The organism is Microbacterium lacus (genome assembly GCF_039531105.1).
Lineage (GTDB): Bacteria > Actinomycetota > Actinomycetes > Actinomycetales > Microbacteriaceae > Microbacterium > Microbacterium lacus.
Map to the genome: position 1 here is coordinate 43,455 of NZ_BAAAPK010000002.1, position 15,362 is coordinate 58,816.

Sequence of the window (15,362 nt, forward strand, 5' to 3'; positions counted from 1 at the left end):
CCCACCACCTCGGCCGGAAAGGGACCACCTCGGCGGAAAAGGGACCACCTCGACGGAAAAGGGACCACCTCGGCGAAAAGGCGCCTTCTCGAGCGAGAAGGCGCCTTTTCGGCGGGCGGGGGGACCCGTAAGAGGCGGGCGCCGGGCTAGAACACCACGACCGGCACCGCGAACAGCGACTGCGAGTCGCGCCAGCCGTCGGCTCCCGTGAAGGTCGTCCGCAGGAGGTGGATGCCGCGCCCCAGATTCGGCAGCGCGATGTCGACCTTGCCCTTCGCGGAGGCCGTCAGCTCAGCCGTCGCGATGACCGTGCCGCGATCGGTGATCGTGACCGTGCCGACCGGAGCACTGCCGTCGTCGGCGAGCACCCGCCCGGTGACCTTCACCGGGGTCCCGGCCTTCACCAGCGCCTTGTTCGGCACCGTGAAGACCGCCGTGTCGACGTCCTCGACGTCCACGAGGACCGCCACCGAGCGGGCGGGCACGGTGACCGTGCCGGTCTTGGCATCCCACGTCGTCGTCTTCACGACCGGGTCCGATCCATTCGCCAGCGCCGGGGTGAGGGCGAACGAGCGGCCCTCGAGCGCGTGGACGGTCTGGGTGACGGCATCCGGCGACGCGTTGAAGACGACCAGCGCGCCCTCCAGCTCCGGGTCCACGTTCTCACCGAGCAGGTCGTCGATCACCATGACGATCACGCCGGGAGCGGCATCCGTCCCCCCGTTCGGGAACGACACCTTCTGCTCGATCAGCTCCGCCGAGCCCAGGCGCAGCAGGTCGACCTCCGAGCGCACCCGCAACAGGTCGAGCGCTTGCGCCTCGGCAGAGGCGATGTCGGATGCCGCCGGCTTGAGCGCCGGGTTCGCCAGGAGCGGCGCCATCAGGGGCCACTTCTCGCCGTTGTCCGCCTCCATCGGCAGGCCGGAGCCGAACGTGGACTCCTGCCCGGTCCAGTCGATCCGGTTGAACCAGTCGCCGGAGTTGTAGCTGTTGCGATCCAGCGACTTCGAGCGCAGCAGCTCGGTCCCGGCGTGCCAGAACGAGATCGACTGCGAGAGGGTCACCGTCGCGAGCGACACGGTGTTCATGCGCACCCGATCGGCCATCGGCGTGTCCGTGGGCAGCTTGAAGACACCGAGGTCGTACAGCGTCTCGTTGTCGTGCGCGTCGACGTAGTTGATGACCTCGTCGGGCTGGTCGGCGTAGCCGGCGGGCGAGCCGTTGTAGTCCACCTCGGCGCCGGTCTTGACCGTCCCGTCCGAGGCTTCGAACGCGAAGTCGCGCAGGTTGCCCGCGAGGCCCAGCTTCACCAGGTCGGTCTGCTCGCCGAGCGTGCGGTCGGCGGGGTCCACGGGCGACCCGTTCGGGTCGGTGCCGAGCCCCGTGCCGAAGCCCTGCTCGAGGGTGGACGAGCCGTCGACCGGGCTGCCGCCGTGCACCCCGTCGCGGAGACGGTCGTTGAACGTGCCGATCCCGGTGCCGCCGAGCTGCCCCTGGGTCGCCTGCTCGAACAGCGCGTTGTTCGCGACCTCGCCGAAGTTCCAGCCCTCGCCGTACAGGTACACCGCCTTGCCGTCGACGCCGTCCTTCTTCACGGTCAGTTCATCCAGCGCCGCGCGCACCGCGAGCAGGTTCTCCTTCGAGTGGTGACCCATGAGGTCGAAGCGGAAGCCGTCGACCCTGTAGTCGCGGGCCCACATCACCACCGAGTCGACCATGAGCTTCTGCGCGGCGGCGTGCTCGGTGGCCACGTTCTGGCAGCACGTCGAGGTCTCGACACCGCCGGCCGCGTTGAGCCGCTGGTAGTAGCCCGGCACGACCTGGTCGAGCACGGAACGCTCGCCCTGCCCGGACTCGGCGGTGTGGTTGAACACCTCGTCCAGCACGACCTGGAGGCCGGTCTGGTGCAGCGCCCCGACCATGGAACGGAACTCCGCGACGCGTGCGCCGCCGTTCGGATCCACCGCGTACGAGCCCTCGGGCGCGAAGAAGTGGAACGGGTCGTAGCCCCAGTTGAACCCGTCCGCGTCGCGGATCGCGTTGATGCACGCCTGCTGCTCCGGCGACGCCGGGCCGAAGGAGGCCAGATCGCAACCCGGGACGGCCTGCGCGGCGCGGTCCTCCTCGATCGTGGCGATGTCGAACGAGGGCAGCAGGTGGATCGTGTTGATCCCGGCATCCGCGAGCTGGGCCAGCTGGGTCATGCCCGCACTGTCCTTGTGCGTGAACGCCTTGTAGGTACCCCGCTCCTCGGCCGGCACCGTCTCGTCGGTGAACGAGAAGTCGCGGATGTGAAGCTCGTAGATCGAACGGTCCACCGGCTTGTCGATCGTCGGGGACTTCGCCTTCTCCCACGCCTTCGGCTTGTGGGCCTTGTCGGCGAGGTCGACGGCGACCGACCGTTCGGAGTTCACCGTGAGGGCCACCGAGTACGGGTCGGTCACCGCGTTCGTCTCGATCTTCCCGGTGGTCGGGGCGTACACCACGACCTCCCAGAGATACTCGTCACCCTTGAGGTCGCGATTTCCGGCGACGGACCAGGTTCCGGATGCCGCATCCCACGTCGCCTCGTGACGCACCGGGTCGCCGGCGGCACCGGCATCCCACGTCAGCAGCGTCGCCGTCTGCGCGGTGGGCGCCCACAGCCGGAAGGTCGGCTTGTTGCCCTGGAACGTCACGCCGAGCTTCGCATCGGCGAGCGCGTCGGCGTACAGGTCGTCCAGCACCCCGGGGATCTGCACGCCGGTGAAGGCGGTCAGGCCCCCGTCGGCGTTGCGCTGCGCGACCGCGAGCTGACCCTTCACCAGGGTGGCGGCATCAGCCCCCTCGACGCGCAGCGCGCGGTACGACGACAGCGCCGGGAACTCGTCCTTCTGCGCGTCGGTCAGGCCACCGTCGATCGGGGTGAGCTCGATCGGGTCGCCGCCCGTGACCTCGCCGTCGGTCACGGTCAGGCCCGCGTCGGGCGACGCGTACAGCTGCCAGGTCGCGCCCGCGGCGGTGCTGCCGAGGTCGGCCGGCCACGCGATCGTCTCGGCGTCGATCCAGTGCGCGCGCTGTTCGCCCAGGCCCGCGAGCGGCGGATCCACCGTCGTGACGGTGAGGACGTGCGTCGCGAGCACGTAGCGGAAGGTCACGACCTTGCCTGCGCTCGCCGTGAAGGCGATGTTCGGGCCGTTCGAGACTCCGCCGGCGCCGTAGTTCTCGTCCCAGCTCAGGCCGTGCGTGACCTTGACCTCGTACGAGCCGGTCGGGAGGTCGTCGGTGGTGAACTGGAAGGTGCCGTCGGCGTTCTTGTCGAACATCATCGCCGTCAGGCACGACGGATCCCAGTCACCCGCGCAGCCGAGCTCGCTCTGGAAGTTGCCGGCGAGCGTGATGATCGGGCCGTCGGCCGTCGAGCGGATGTTCTTCGTGCGCGGGTCGAAGTAGAAGGTGATCTTGCCCCCGGCATGCGTGAGGGTGATGTCGCTGCCGTTCTGAGCGCCTCCCGCGCCGTAGTTCTCGTCCCAGCTCTTCTCGGTCGCGATCTTGTAGGCATACGTGCCGGCGGCAAGGTCGTCGAGGGTCAGGGTCCAGATGCCGTCGACCTGGGTCATCTGCACCTGATCGCAATCGGGCTGCCAGTCACCCGGGCACCCCGCCTCGGAGTTGAAGCTGCCGGGGACGCTCACGGCGCCGTACACGGTCGGCTCCTGCGGCTCGGGTTCGTTCGGCACCTCGGGCTCTTCGGGGATGCTCGCGGTGACGGCGTTGCCGACGGACGCGTACGTGGATGCCGCAGAACGGTGCCCCGCGGCATCCGTCGAGACCGCACGGTACTCGATCAGGGTGCCGGCAGCCAGGCCACGGACGTCGTGGTAGACGCGGGGGGAGGTGTCCTCCGCCGTGCCGAGCGGGGTCCAGTCGGCGTCGCCGACGACCCGCCACGCGAAGCTCGTCTCCGCCCACGTCGAGTCGGCGACGTCCGCGCTGACCGGGGCGAGTCCGCTGAGCCCGGCGCCCGCCGTCGGGGCGGTCACGGTGATCGGGCCGGCCTCGGCCGGTGCGCTGACGGTGCGATCGGCGGTGAACACGACCGCGGACAGGGCCGGAACGGTGACGGATGCCGCACCGTCGGCGCCCGAGGCGACCGAAGCGCTCGCGCCGTAGAGCGGGGTGAAGGTCGCGTCGGCGGTCAGCGTCGGGATCTGCACCGTCTTCTCTGAGGCGGAGTTGTTCGTGGCGACGAGGTACTCGGTCTTCTCGTCGCGGTCGACACGGCTGAACGCGTAGACGCCCGGGCCGTCATCGGCGTAGCGCTCGATCTGGGCGCCGGTGCGCAGCGCGGTGTGGCTGCTGCGCAGCGCCGACAGCTCGGCGATCTGCGTGTACAGCGGGGCGGCGGTGTCGAACCGGTCCGTCGAGCCGAGCTGCTCGCCGGTCACGAGCGGCTGGTTCGCATACTCGGCCGTCTGCGTCGCGAACATGCTCTGGCGGGCGTCCTTGTCGCCGCCGGTGCCGGCGAAGCCCTGCTCGTCGCCGTAGTAGACGACCGGCTGACCGCGGGTCAGGTACATGAGCTCGTGCGCGAGCTCATCGCGCTCGAGGGTGCCGGAACCTCCGAGGAAGTAGCCGATGCGCCCCATGTCGTGGTTGCCGAGGAAGGTCGGCAACGCCGTGGCGGACGAATCGGGCGTCGTGTACATGTCGTCACCGGCGAACAGCGACTGCAGGAGCGCAGCCGAGCCGCCCTTCGCGTACGCGGCGGCGTTGGACTGGAACGTGAAGTCCAGGACCGAGTTCATGTCGGTGTCGCGGACGTAGGGCGACAGCTTCGCCGGGTCGGCGTCGTAGACCTCGCCGAACATGAAGAAGTCGGGCTTGCCGGACGCGTGGGCGTAATCGAGCACCTGCTGCGACCACTGCTCCCAGAACTCGAAGTTCACGTGCTTGGCGGTGTCGATGCGGAATCCGTCGATGCCGAGGTCGACCCACGTCTTGTAGACGTCGACGAAACCGTTCACGACCGTCGGGTTCTCGGTCATGAGGTCGTCGAGCCCGCTGAAGTCGCCGTAGGTGGTGGACTCACCGGAATACGTCGAGTCGCCGCGATTGTGGTAGAGCGTCGGGTCGTTCAGCCACGCCGGCACCTTGAGGTCCTGGTCCTCCGGCGCGACGACCGGGGTGTACGGGAAGCTCGTCTGGGCGTCGAGCGTGGGGAAGGTGTCGCCGCCCGCGTACTCGGCCGGGTCGAAGACGTTGCCGGCGGCATCCCGATACGGGCTCGTCGCCTGATCGACGTACGTGTACTGGTTCTCCTCGTAGGAGATCACGTCGGCGGTGTGGTTCACGATGATGTCGAAGTAGATCTTGATTCCCTTGGCGTGGGCCTCGTCGATCAGGGCTTCGAGTTCGGCGTTCGTGCCGAGGTGCGGGTCGATCTGGGTGAAGTCGGTGATCCAGTAGCCGTGGTATCCGGCGCTCGCGTTCGCGCCCTCGCCCTGCACGGGACGGTTCTTGAAGCTCGGGGTCAGCCAGATCGCCGAGGTACCGAGGCCCTCGATGTAGTCGAGCTTGCTGCGCAGGCCCGCGATGTCGCCGCCCTGGTAGAAGCCCTTGTCGGTGGGGTCGAACCCGGTGGTGAGCCGGTCGCCCTCGAGGCCGCCGAGGTCGTTCGTGGCGTCGCCGTTGGCGAAGCGGTCGGTCATCACGAAGTAGAACTGCTCTTCGCTGCCGGCCTGGCGGGCGGGGGCTGCGACGAGGGCGTCGTCGGCGGCGGAGTAACCGGCGGCGAGGCTGGTGGCCTCGACGCCGACGCGCTTGATGTTGTCGTCGAACACGAAGCGCAGCGTGGCGGGACCGTTGACCGTGAGCGGGATGTTGTCGCCACCGCCGTCCAGGCCGTACGACTCGTCCCATGTGCCGTTCACGGCGACCTTGTACTCGTAGGAGCCGGCCGGAACCTCGAACTCAGCGGCGGAGACGCCCTCGGTGCCGGTGGGCTGCAGGCTCGTCTGGGTGCAGTCCGGCTGCCAATCGGCCGAACACCCGAGCTCGCTCTGGAGGCTGCCGACGAGCGCGAACGTGCGGTCGGCAGCGGCGGCCGGAGCGGTGACGGCGACCGCTCCGGTGAGGATCAGTGCGGCGGAGGCGAGGACGGCGATCAACCGGCGTGCGCGGACAACAGGGGTCTTCTTCGACACGGGGGGCTCCTGGGGGGATGGAGTGGGCACGGCTGCGTACCCGGCGCGATTCAGCCGAAGGTAACAGGAGATCCACAGGATTGCAAGCGCTTACAGCGTTACGTGTAAGCGCTTGCAGGGCCGGCCGCCCCAACGCCGCGACGGTCGTGCGCGCCGCCGTCGTTTCGGATCTGCCGTGTCCGAGGTCGCCGAGGTGCCGAAAGACTGCTGGTCGTGACCAGTGTCGTCACTACGGGCCGAATTCGACCTCCTTCAGCCCCGCTCAGCAGTCCCCGGGCACGCCGACGCCGTGAGGGTCAGGACTCGGAGGGCTCCAGCGGCAGAACCAGCCCGTAGTTCCACGACACGATGGCGGGCTGCTCGCGGTAGTAGCTCAGCACCGAGACGGAGCCCGCGTCCAGGGTGATCTGCGCGCCGAACCGCGGTGCCATGCGGAGGAACACCGCCGTGAGGATGCGCAGGAAGTGCCCGTGCGCCACGAGCGCGACATCGCCCTCGACCATCGCGGGCAGAACCCGGTTCAGCACACGTGATGCGCGGTCGGCGACCTCTTCCACGGTCTCGCCGGGCGTCGCGCCGCGGATGACGCCGTGCGTGAACGCGCTCCAGTTGTACCCGAGCTCGGCGCGGATGTCGCGCGTCGTGCGCCCCTCGTACCCGCCGTAGTCCCACTCGACCATCAGCGGATCGATCTGGGCGTCGAGACCCGCGAGTTCGGCGGTGCGGCGTGCGCGTTCCAGCGGAGAGGTCAGCACGAGCGAGAAGTCGTAACGGGCCACGAGACGACCGGCGCCGCGGGCGAGGTCTTCCCCCCTGGCGGTGAGCGGGATGTCGGTGAGCCCGGTGTGACGACCCGACTTCGACCACTCCGTCTCGCCGTGGCGGATCAGGACGAGGTTGCCCTGGGGGTTGTCCGGAGCGGGGCGGTCGGGCAGCGGATCATCGAGGGACATGTCGCAACGGTACCCGCCGCCGCGCCCCGTGCGATGTCGGTGGCCCCTCGTACATTTGTTCTATGAACAGGGCGCTCGATCTCCTCCCCGCAGAGGTCGAGGGCGTGCGCGCCGTGTGGAGCGGGCCGGATGCCGCGTCGCTCAGCGACAGTGACCTCGTGGCCGTGAACGAACGGTACTGCCGCATGCAGCGGATGCTCGACGCGGACCGGGCGCAGCTGGCCGCCGAGATCGCGCGACGGTCCCGTCCCGAGCTCGGACCTGGGAGTCTGGCCAAGACGCAAGGATTCCGAAACCCGACCGCGCTGATCGCGGCGACCGCGGGCACGTCGACCGGGGACGCCGCCCGACTGGTCAAGGTCGGTGAGGCGACCGCGCCGCGGCAGCTCCTCTCGGGTGAGAAGGCCCCCGCCCGCCACCCGCACGTGGCCGCGGCACTGCAGGAGGCGGGCCTGACTGCGCAGGCCGCAGGGGCGATCATCGGCATTCTCGACCGTGTCGCCCTGCGGGCCGGGCACGAGGCGATCGAGGTCGCCGAGAAGACGCTGGCCGAGCAGGCGCCAGGGCTCTCGATGGATCAGCTGCACCGGTTGCTCGTGCACGCCGACGCATGGCTCGACCCCGACGGGGTTGCTCCGCGGGAGGACGAGAAGCGCGGACTCGAGCAGCTGATCATGCGCGAGGTGGACGGCATGTTCGAGATCACCGGGCGACTCACGCCCGAGCACGGCGCCCCGGTCAAGGTCGCGATCGAAGCACTGGTGTCGGCCGAGATGCGGGCCACGCGGGATGACCCGCGGGACGGGACCGCCGACTCGGATGCCCCACGCCGGTCCGTCGTGCAGATGCACGCCGATGCGCTCGTGCGGCTGTGTGAACACGCGCTCGGATGCTCGCAGACCGACCTCCCGCTCCAGGGCGCCGCCGTCATCGTGCGCATCGACCACGACAACCTCATCAACGGCACCGGATACGCCACGATCGACGGCATCACCGCCCCGGTCTCAGTCGCCACCGCCCGCCGGATGGCCGCCGCCGGCGAGATCATCTCCTGCGTGCTCGACGGCACCGGGCAGATCCTCGACTGGGGCCGCACCCGACGGCTCTTCTCCCGCAACCAACGCCTCGCCCTGCTCGAACGAGACGGCGGATGCGCGATGTGCGGCGTCCCACCCGGACACGTCAAGGTCCATCACATCCGCTGGTGGGCACGGGATGCTGGACCCACCGACCTCGCCAACGGCGTCTGTCTCTGCGAAAGCTGTCACCACCGCATCCACGACAATGGGTGGGAGATTCGGATCGACGGAATCGGCATCAGCGCGAAAGTCTGGTTCATCCCTCCGCCCCACGTCGATCCGGCTCGCACGCCGCGCCTCGGCGGCCGCGCCAAATACGACTACGCCGCCTGATACGACTACGCCGCCTGAGCGAGGCCGCCGGTGGCACCAGCGAGGCGGGAGCGCGCGTGGGCCGCGAGCGCGTGGGCAAGAGCGCGTGAGCGTGAGGGCGCGGGAACCGCCGAGCGAAGCAGCTACAGCCGCTCGATCAGCGTCGCGTTCGCCATCCCGCCGCCCTCGCACATCGTCTGCAGTCCGTACCGACCGCCGGATTCTTCGAGGCTCGCCAACAGCGTCCCGAGAAGGCGCGTGCCGGACGACCCCAGCGCATGCCCGAGCGCGATCGCGCCGCCCCACGCGTTCAGCCGCTCGGGGTCCGCGCGCAGGTCATGCGCCCACGCGAGCGGCACCGAGGCGAACGCCTCATTCACCTCGTACGCGTCGAGGTCGTCGATCGTGAGCTTGCTGCGCTCCAGCAGACGCCGCGTCGCCGGGATCGGGCCGGTCAGCATCATGAGCGGGTCATCGCCCACGACGGCGAACGACACGAACCGCGCCCGCGGCCGGAGGCCCAGCTCGATGGCCTTCTCCTCGCTCATGATGAGCGCCGCGGAGGCCCCGTCGGTCAGCGGTGAGGAGTTGCCGGGGGTGATCCGCCAGTCGACGTCCGTGAATCGGGCGGCCATCTCCTCCGTCCGGAACGCTGGCGCGAGACCGGACAGGCCCTCCATCGTCGTCTCCGCCCGCACGGTCTCATCCGCCGTGACGAGCGAGCCGTCCACCTCCACGGGAATGAGCTGCGACGAGAAGAGACCATCGGATGCCGCATCCGCCGCCCGCCGATGAGACTCCATCGCGTAGGCATCCAGCACCTCGCGCGACAGGCCCCAGCGCTGGGCGATCAGCTCGGCGGACACGCCCTGGTTCACGAGCCCCTCGGGATACCGCTCCCGAAGGAGCGGCGAGCGCGTGCCACCGGCGCGCGACGACCCGAGCGGCACCCGGCTCATCGACTCCACCCCGCCGGCGATCACGATGTCGTAGGCCCCGGCGATCACCCCCTGCGCGGCGAAATGCGCGGCCTGTTGGCTCGACCCGCACTGCCGGTCGATCGTCGTGGCCGGCACCGACTCATCGAACCCGGCGGCAAGGACCGCGTGCCGGGCGACGTTCATACCCTGATCGCCGACCTGGCTCACACAGCCCAGCAGCACGTCGTCGATCTGTGTCGACTCCAGCCCGTTCCGCTCGAGCACCGACCGCAGGACGAGCGCCGCGAGGTCGATCGGGTGCACGCCCGACAGCGCTCCCCCGGGCTTGCCTCTACCGGACGGGGTGCGGACGACGTCGACGATGACGGCGGTGCGGCTCATGGCGCTGCCTCCTGGCGAGCCGGGTCGGCGGCATCGCCGTGTCCAGCCTACGGAGCCGACATGGATCGCGGGGAGGCGTCGTCGCCGTCGCCGGCGATGAGCAGCCCTCGCTCACGGGCGACGCGCACGGCGTCGCTGCGGCGACTCACCCCGAGCTTGCGGTAGACCGACTTCGCATGCTGTCTGACGGTGTGGAAGCTCAGGTACAGGCGCGCAGCGATCTCAGCCATCGTCAGCAGCGAGGGAAGGAGGGCGAGGACCTCGCGCTCGCGGGCCGTCAAGACGACGGTGGGCGCGTCGGGGCGAGGGCGCAGCGCGGCCTGCAATGCGGCGATCCGCTCCGCAGAGCCGCGCCATCGGGCCGCCTCCGAATCGATGGCGAGGATCCGCAACCGCGCTGACGCCTCCCCGGAGCTGCGACGGAGCAGCTCGATCTCGGCGAGATCCGCGACGACAGCCACCAGTGGATCGACCCCGCCCATCTCGCGCATGGGCGCGAGCGCGGCGAGCGCGACGCGCGCGTCCTCATCGCGCTCGTCATCGGCGGCCGCAAGAGCACTCGCTGCCCACGCGGGCGCGGTCACCGGCTGATCGTCCCAGCCGAGGGCTCGCGCGGGGGCGAGAGCGGTCTCGGCCGCGAGCGCGGCGCTGCGCGCTTCGCCGAGCAGGGCCAAGCCGATCGCTCGGAAGCCGTCTGCGCGCACGGCGACGAACTCCGATGCCTGCGGCACGCCACGGCGGTCCGCGAGCATCCGCACGCCCCGCTCCAGGGACCCCGCCCACAGCTCGGCGTGCCCCGCGAGCGTCTCGGCCACGTCGACGTAGATCGGCCAGGCGGGCGTCGTGGCCGGATCCAGCATCCGCACCGCCTCCACGGCGGCGCGGGCACTCATCAGCATCGCCTCCGGCTGCCCGTCCATAAGAGCGCGCTCGGCGGTCAGGATGTGCACGGCCGCGATCGTCGGCGGCGGGACCGGGGCGACGGCGGCCCGCACGGCCTGCACGGCGACGCGAAGCTCCCTGCGGAACGCCTCCCGCTGGCCGCGACAGAACGCCAGCGCCGACAGCGCCGCCGCGAGGGCGGGATCACTGGGCGCTAGATGCCGCGGAATGCGATCGAGTTCGATCAGCAGCGCTTCCCGATCACGACCCGCGAACAGCAGTGCGACGCTGCGCATGAGGAGTGCGCCGACGAAGAGCCACTCACCCGCATCGGCCGCGCAGCGAATCGCGAGCAGCAGCATGCCTTCGCGTTCGTACCAGACGGCTGCCCGTGCGAGCAGGCCGCGCCGCATCGCCGGGCGCCGCTCCCACTGCGTCAATGCCCCTGACCGCAGACCCGGCTCCACGGCCGTCTGACCGCTCCCGGGGTCGATGACCACGGCGCCGCTCGCCCTCAGGCGATCGAGCTGACCGGCCACCGCCATCACGGCGTCATCCGCGGGATCGTCGTCGTCCTCGGCGAGCACGGCCGCCAACAGCGGTGTGATCACCTCCACGAGCGCGAGCCGGGCAAGCAGGTCCCGGTCGAGATCATCCAGATCGCGCACGACATCGCCCCTTCTGCGGACGGCCCCCCATCCGCGGATTCCCCCATTCTGGGGGAAGTGGCGGGCACCGGGGCCTCGATGGAATGAACCGTTCCCCTACGCCAAGGAGTTCCATGTCGCCGCGCCCGCTGCCCAGCCGTCCTCGCTTCGTCCGACTCATCGCCGTTCCGATCGCGGTCATCGCACTCGCGTTGGCGGGATGCACCGCCGAGGAGGGGACGGACGACTCCGAGTGGACCTTCTCGGACGCTCCGGTCTCCTGGGCCGCGTGCGCGGGAGACGATGCCGTGATCGACGGGCTCGAGTGCGCGACCTACGAGGTGCCGCTGGATTACGCCGATGCGGGCGGTGAGACGATCTCGCTCGCTCTGCGCCGGATGCCCGCCGCCTCCGGAGAGAGCCAGGGCACGCTGTTCTTCAACCCCGGCGGACCGGGTGGCACGGGATCGGGACAGTTCCCGGCCTGGTACGAGCTCTTCCCTCAGACGGTGCGCGACGCTTTCGACCTCGTCAGCTGGGACCCCCGCGGGGTCGGCGAGTCCACCGCCGTGCAGTGCTATCCCGACGCGGATGCCGAGGGAGAGGTCATCGGCCCGGTGGGCGACTTCCCCCTCACCTTCGACGAGCAGCAGGCCTGGAACGAGGCGTACGCGGAGTTGGGCGAGGCGTGCGCGTCGAACGCCGGTGATCTGGCCGCACACGTCTCCACCGGAGACACGGCGCGGGACCTCGAACAGCTGCGCCGGGCCACCGGCGGCGAACCGCTGAACTACTGGGGCGTGTCGTACGGCACGTTCCTCGGCATGACCTACGCGAACATGTTCCCCGATCAGATCCGCTCCTTCGTCCTCGACGGCAACCTGAGCCCGCAGAACTGGACGAACGACGGCGATCCCGATGCCCAGCAGACACTCGGCGTGCGCATCGGATCGCTGGACAACGCCGAGGTGCTCGATCAGTTCTTCGTCCTCTGCGCGACCGCAGGGCCTGACCAGTGCGCGTTCGCCGCGCCTACGGTCCAGCAGACGCGCCAGAAGTGGACGGACCTTCAGAACATCCTGGCGGCAGGTCCGGTGACCTTCTCGTCGGCCGCCGGACCACGCACGATCACCCTCACCGACCTGGTGACGGACGTCGACAACGGCATGGACGTCAGCGCTCCCATCCCGGGGGCGCAAGGGTGGGTAGGAACGGCCACCGCGCTGCAGACCATCTACGAGGCGGCGACGAACCCCGCGCCCGCTCCCGCGCAGCCGGACGGGGACGCGTCGTCGGATGCTGCGCCGGAGCCACCGGCGACGACGTATGTCGGACCCGAGCAGGCGCTCAGCATCGCCTGCGGGGATGCTGCCGCCGTAGCACCCGAGCGCATCCCGACGCTCGCGGTGGAAGTGCAGCAGCAGGCGGGATACAGCGGTCTGGCGACGCTGTATTTCGACGTGCCGTGCAGCTTCTGGCAGGTGAAGGCGGCCGATCCCTACACGGGCCCGTGGAAGGTGAAGACCTCTCAGCCCGCCCTGGTCGTCAACACGACCCACGACCCGTCGACGCCCTACAAGAACGCGGTGCAGAACTCCGATCTTCTCGAGGGATCCGTATTGCTGACCGTCAACGGATACGGGCACACGTCGCTGCTGAACCGGAGCACCTGCGCCGACGACCTGATCGCCGCCTACATCCTGGACGGCACGCTTCCCGAGGCCGGCACGTTCTGCGCGCAGGACAAGCAGCCGTTCCAGCAGTGAGCACGGCGAAAGGATCATCATGACCACGGCGACCGAACCCCGCACCGACGCCACCCGCGAGCCCGGCATCCGGGGCCTCGCCCGCCGGCGCCCCCTGACGATGTTCTTCGTCATCGCCTACGCGGTGACATGGCTGCTGTGGAGCCCGCTCATCCTCCTCGGTGTGCCGGCGTTCAATCCCGACACATTCGCCCCGACGATCTGGGTGCTCCCGGGGATCGCGATCGGTGTGACCGGAACCGCGTTCCTCATGGTCGGGCTCATCGACGGCAAGCCCGGCATCCGGCGTCTCGCGAGCCGCCTCATCTCGTTCCGGCACGGAATCCAGTGGTACCTGGTGGCGATCCTGCTGCTTCCGGGCACCGCGGTGATCGTGACGCTCATCCTCGGCGCGACCGACGCGGGTGCCGCCTTCGCGCTGACGTCACTCGTGATCTACCCGGCTTCGTACGCCGCGCACTTCATCTTCGGACCGCTCTTCGAGGAGACCGGCTGGCGCGGATTCGCCCTCCCGCGGATGCAGAACAAGTACGGTCCTTTCCGGGGCACGTTCTACCTCTCGCTGCTGTGGGCGACGTGGCACTTCTCGCTGTACATCCCGTCCTGGTTCGGCAGCGGCGACATCGGCCAGGGGATGTTCGGACTGGGCTTCTTCACCCTCACCGTGATCGGGATGACGTTCATCTTCACCTGGCTCTCCAACAACACGCAGGCGAGCCTCGCGCTCTGCATCCTCCTGCACGGCTCGATCGACGGCTCCGTGACGTACTTCCAGCGCCTGGCGGCGGGCGGAACGATCGCGGCGGACACGTCGGCCATGCTCGTCGGATTCGGCGCCACGATCGGATACTTCGTGATCGCGACCATCGTGCTGCTCGCGACCCGCGGCAGGCTCAGCTATCCGCGCTACCAGCGCGAAGCCGAAGACCTCGATCTGCACCCGAGTCGGCACCACGGCGAGCGCATCCTCGCCGGTTGAGAAGGCGAGGCCGCCGGCTGCTGGGGGGCAGGGTCAGCCGGCGGCCTCCTCCGGGCGGTCCAAGGTTGCTGCGGCATCGAGCGCGGCATCCGGAACGTAGCCGTCGATGTGACGCTCGTCGGGACCGTTGTACGCCGACAGCGGCCGGATGAGGGCGTTCGAGGCGGCCTGCTCCATGATGTGCGCCGTCCACCCGGTCACCCGCGCCGCGACGAACAGCGGTGTGAAGGTGAGCGTGTCGAAGCCCATCAGGTTGTACGCCGGCCCCGACGGGTAATCGAGATTGGGGTAGATGCCCTTCCGCGCAACGAAGTCGGCCTCGAGCGCGTCGTACAGCGCGGCGAGGTCGCGGGCGCTGTCACCCTGCGCCGAGTAGTGCTCGACCAGGGTGTCCAGCGCGGCCTTCATCGTCGGCACGCGCGAATCGCCGTGCTTGTACACGCGGTGCCCGAAGCCCATGATCTTGCGCTTCTCGGCGAGCGCGGTGTCCAGCCACGGTCCGACGTTCTGCGCCGAGCCGATCTCGTCGAAGATGTGCATCACGGCCTCGTTCGCGCCACCGTGCAGCGGTCCCTTGAGGGCCCCGATCGCCCCGACGACCGCGGAGTACAGGTCGGACATCGTGCTCGTGATGACGCGGGCCGTGAACGTCGAGGCGTTGAACGAGTGCTCCGCGTACAGGATCATCGACACGTTGAACGCCTGCGCGACCACGGGGTCCGGCTCTTCGCCGAACGTCATCCAGAGGAAGTTCTGCGAGTAGTCCAGATCCTCCCGAGGATCCAGGATACCGAGCCCGTGGCGTCGGCGCTGGTCGTAGGCGACCATCGCGGGGAGCTTGGCGAGCAGACGCCGCGACTTCGCCAGATCGGACTCGCGCGAGCTGTCGAACGCAGCGGGGTCGGAAGCCCCGACGAGGGAGACGGCCGTGCGCAGCACGTCCATCGGGTGGGCGTCCAGCGGCGTGAGGTCGATCGCCTCGCGGACGTTGTCATCCAGCGCCCGGTTCGCCCGCTCCTCGGCGGTGAACGCCGCCAACTGGTCGGCATCCGGCAGCTCGCCGTACCAGAGCAGGTACGCGACGGCCTCGAACGACTGCGTCGCGGCGAGCTCCTGGACCGGGTAGCCGCGGTAGAGCAGGCTGTTCGTCTCGGGATTGACCTTCGACACGGCGGTGTAGTCGACGGTGACCCCGGCGAGGCCCTTCTTGATCTCGATGTCTGTCATCTCTCTCTTC

General features: G+C 69.6%; 8 protein-coding genes. 3 read left to right on the forward strand and 5 right to left on the reverse strand.

The features are described 5' to 3' along the window. Nucleotides 1-146: 146 nt before the first annotated feature. Nucleotides 147-6,185 carry a pullulanase-type alpha-1,6-glucosidase gene (gene pulA / locus ABD197_RS15725; protein WP_344055923.1) on the reverse strand — a complete coding sequence of 2,013 codons (6,039 nt, stop codon included), beginning with the start codon at nt 6,183-6,185 and terminating at the stop codon, nt 147-149. Nucleotides 6,186-6,481: 296 nt separating this feature from the next. Beyond that, nucleotides 6,482-7,138: a histidine phosphatase family protein gene (locus ABD197_RS15730; RefSeq protein WP_344055924.1), complete on the reverse strand. Its 657-nt coding sequence runs from the start codon at nt 7,136-7,138 to the stop codon at nt 6,482-6,484. Nucleotides 7,139-7,200: 62 nt separating this feature from the next. On the opposite strand from ABD197_RS15730, the gene ABD197_RS15735 reads away from it, so the two are divergent. Beyond that, a complete protein-coding gene (locus ABD197_RS15735) occupies nt 7,201-8,550 on the forward strand; it encodes an HNH endonuclease (protein ID WP_344055925.1) in 1,350 nt (449 codons plus the stop codon). Between the two features lie 122 nt (nt 8,551-8,672). Here ABD197_RS15735 and ABD197_RS15740 read toward each other — a convergent pair whose 3' ends face one another. Together ABD197_RS15740 and ABD197_RS15745 are read right to left on the reverse strand one after the other, a co-directional pair. Next, the gene (locus ABD197_RS15740) at nt 8,673-9,851 is read right to left on the reverse strand and encodes a thiolase family protein (RefSeq protein WP_344055926.1); all 1,179 of its coding nucleotides are present in this window, start codon (nt 9,849-9,851) and stop codon (nt 8,673-8,675) included. Nucleotides 9,852-9,898: 47 nt separating this feature from the next. Beyond that, the gene (locus ABD197_RS15745; protein ID WP_344055927.1) at nt 9,899-11,401 is read right to left on the reverse strand and encodes a LuxR C-terminal-related transcriptional regulator; all 1,503 of its coding nucleotides are present in this window, start codon (nt 11,399-11,401) and stop codon (nt 9,899-9,901) included. Between the two features lie 113 nt (nt 11,402-11,514). On the opposite strand from ABD197_RS15745, the gene ABD197_RS15750 reads away from it, so the two are divergent. Both ABD197_RS15750 and ABD197_RS15755 read left to right on the forward strand, forming a co-directional pair. Further along, nucleotides 11,515-13,146, forward strand: a complete 1,632-nt coding sequence (locus ABD197_RS15750; RefSeq protein WP_344055928.1) for an alpha/beta hydrolase — start codon at nt 11,515-11,517, stop codon at nt 13,144-13,146. Nucleotides 13,147-13,165: 19 nt separating this feature from the next. Further along, on the forward strand, nt 13,166-14,125 hold the full coding sequence (locus ABD197_RS15755; RefSeq protein WP_344055929.1) for a CPBP family glutamic-type intramembrane protease: 960 nt from the start codon (nt 13,166-13,168) through the stop codon (nt 14,123-14,125). A 33-nt stretch (nt 14,126-14,158) separates the two neighbouring features. On the opposite strand, the gene ABD197_RS15760 is transcribed toward ABD197_RS15755, so the two are convergent. Next, nucleotides 14,159-15,352 (reverse strand): bifunctional 2-methylcitrate synthase/citrate synthase, encoded by a 1,194-nt coding sequence (locus ABD197_RS15760; RefSeq protein ID WP_344055930.1) that lies wholly within the window; start codon nt 15,350-15,352, stop codon nt 14,159-14,161. Between the last annotated feature and the right edge of the window lie 10 nt (nt 15,353-15,362).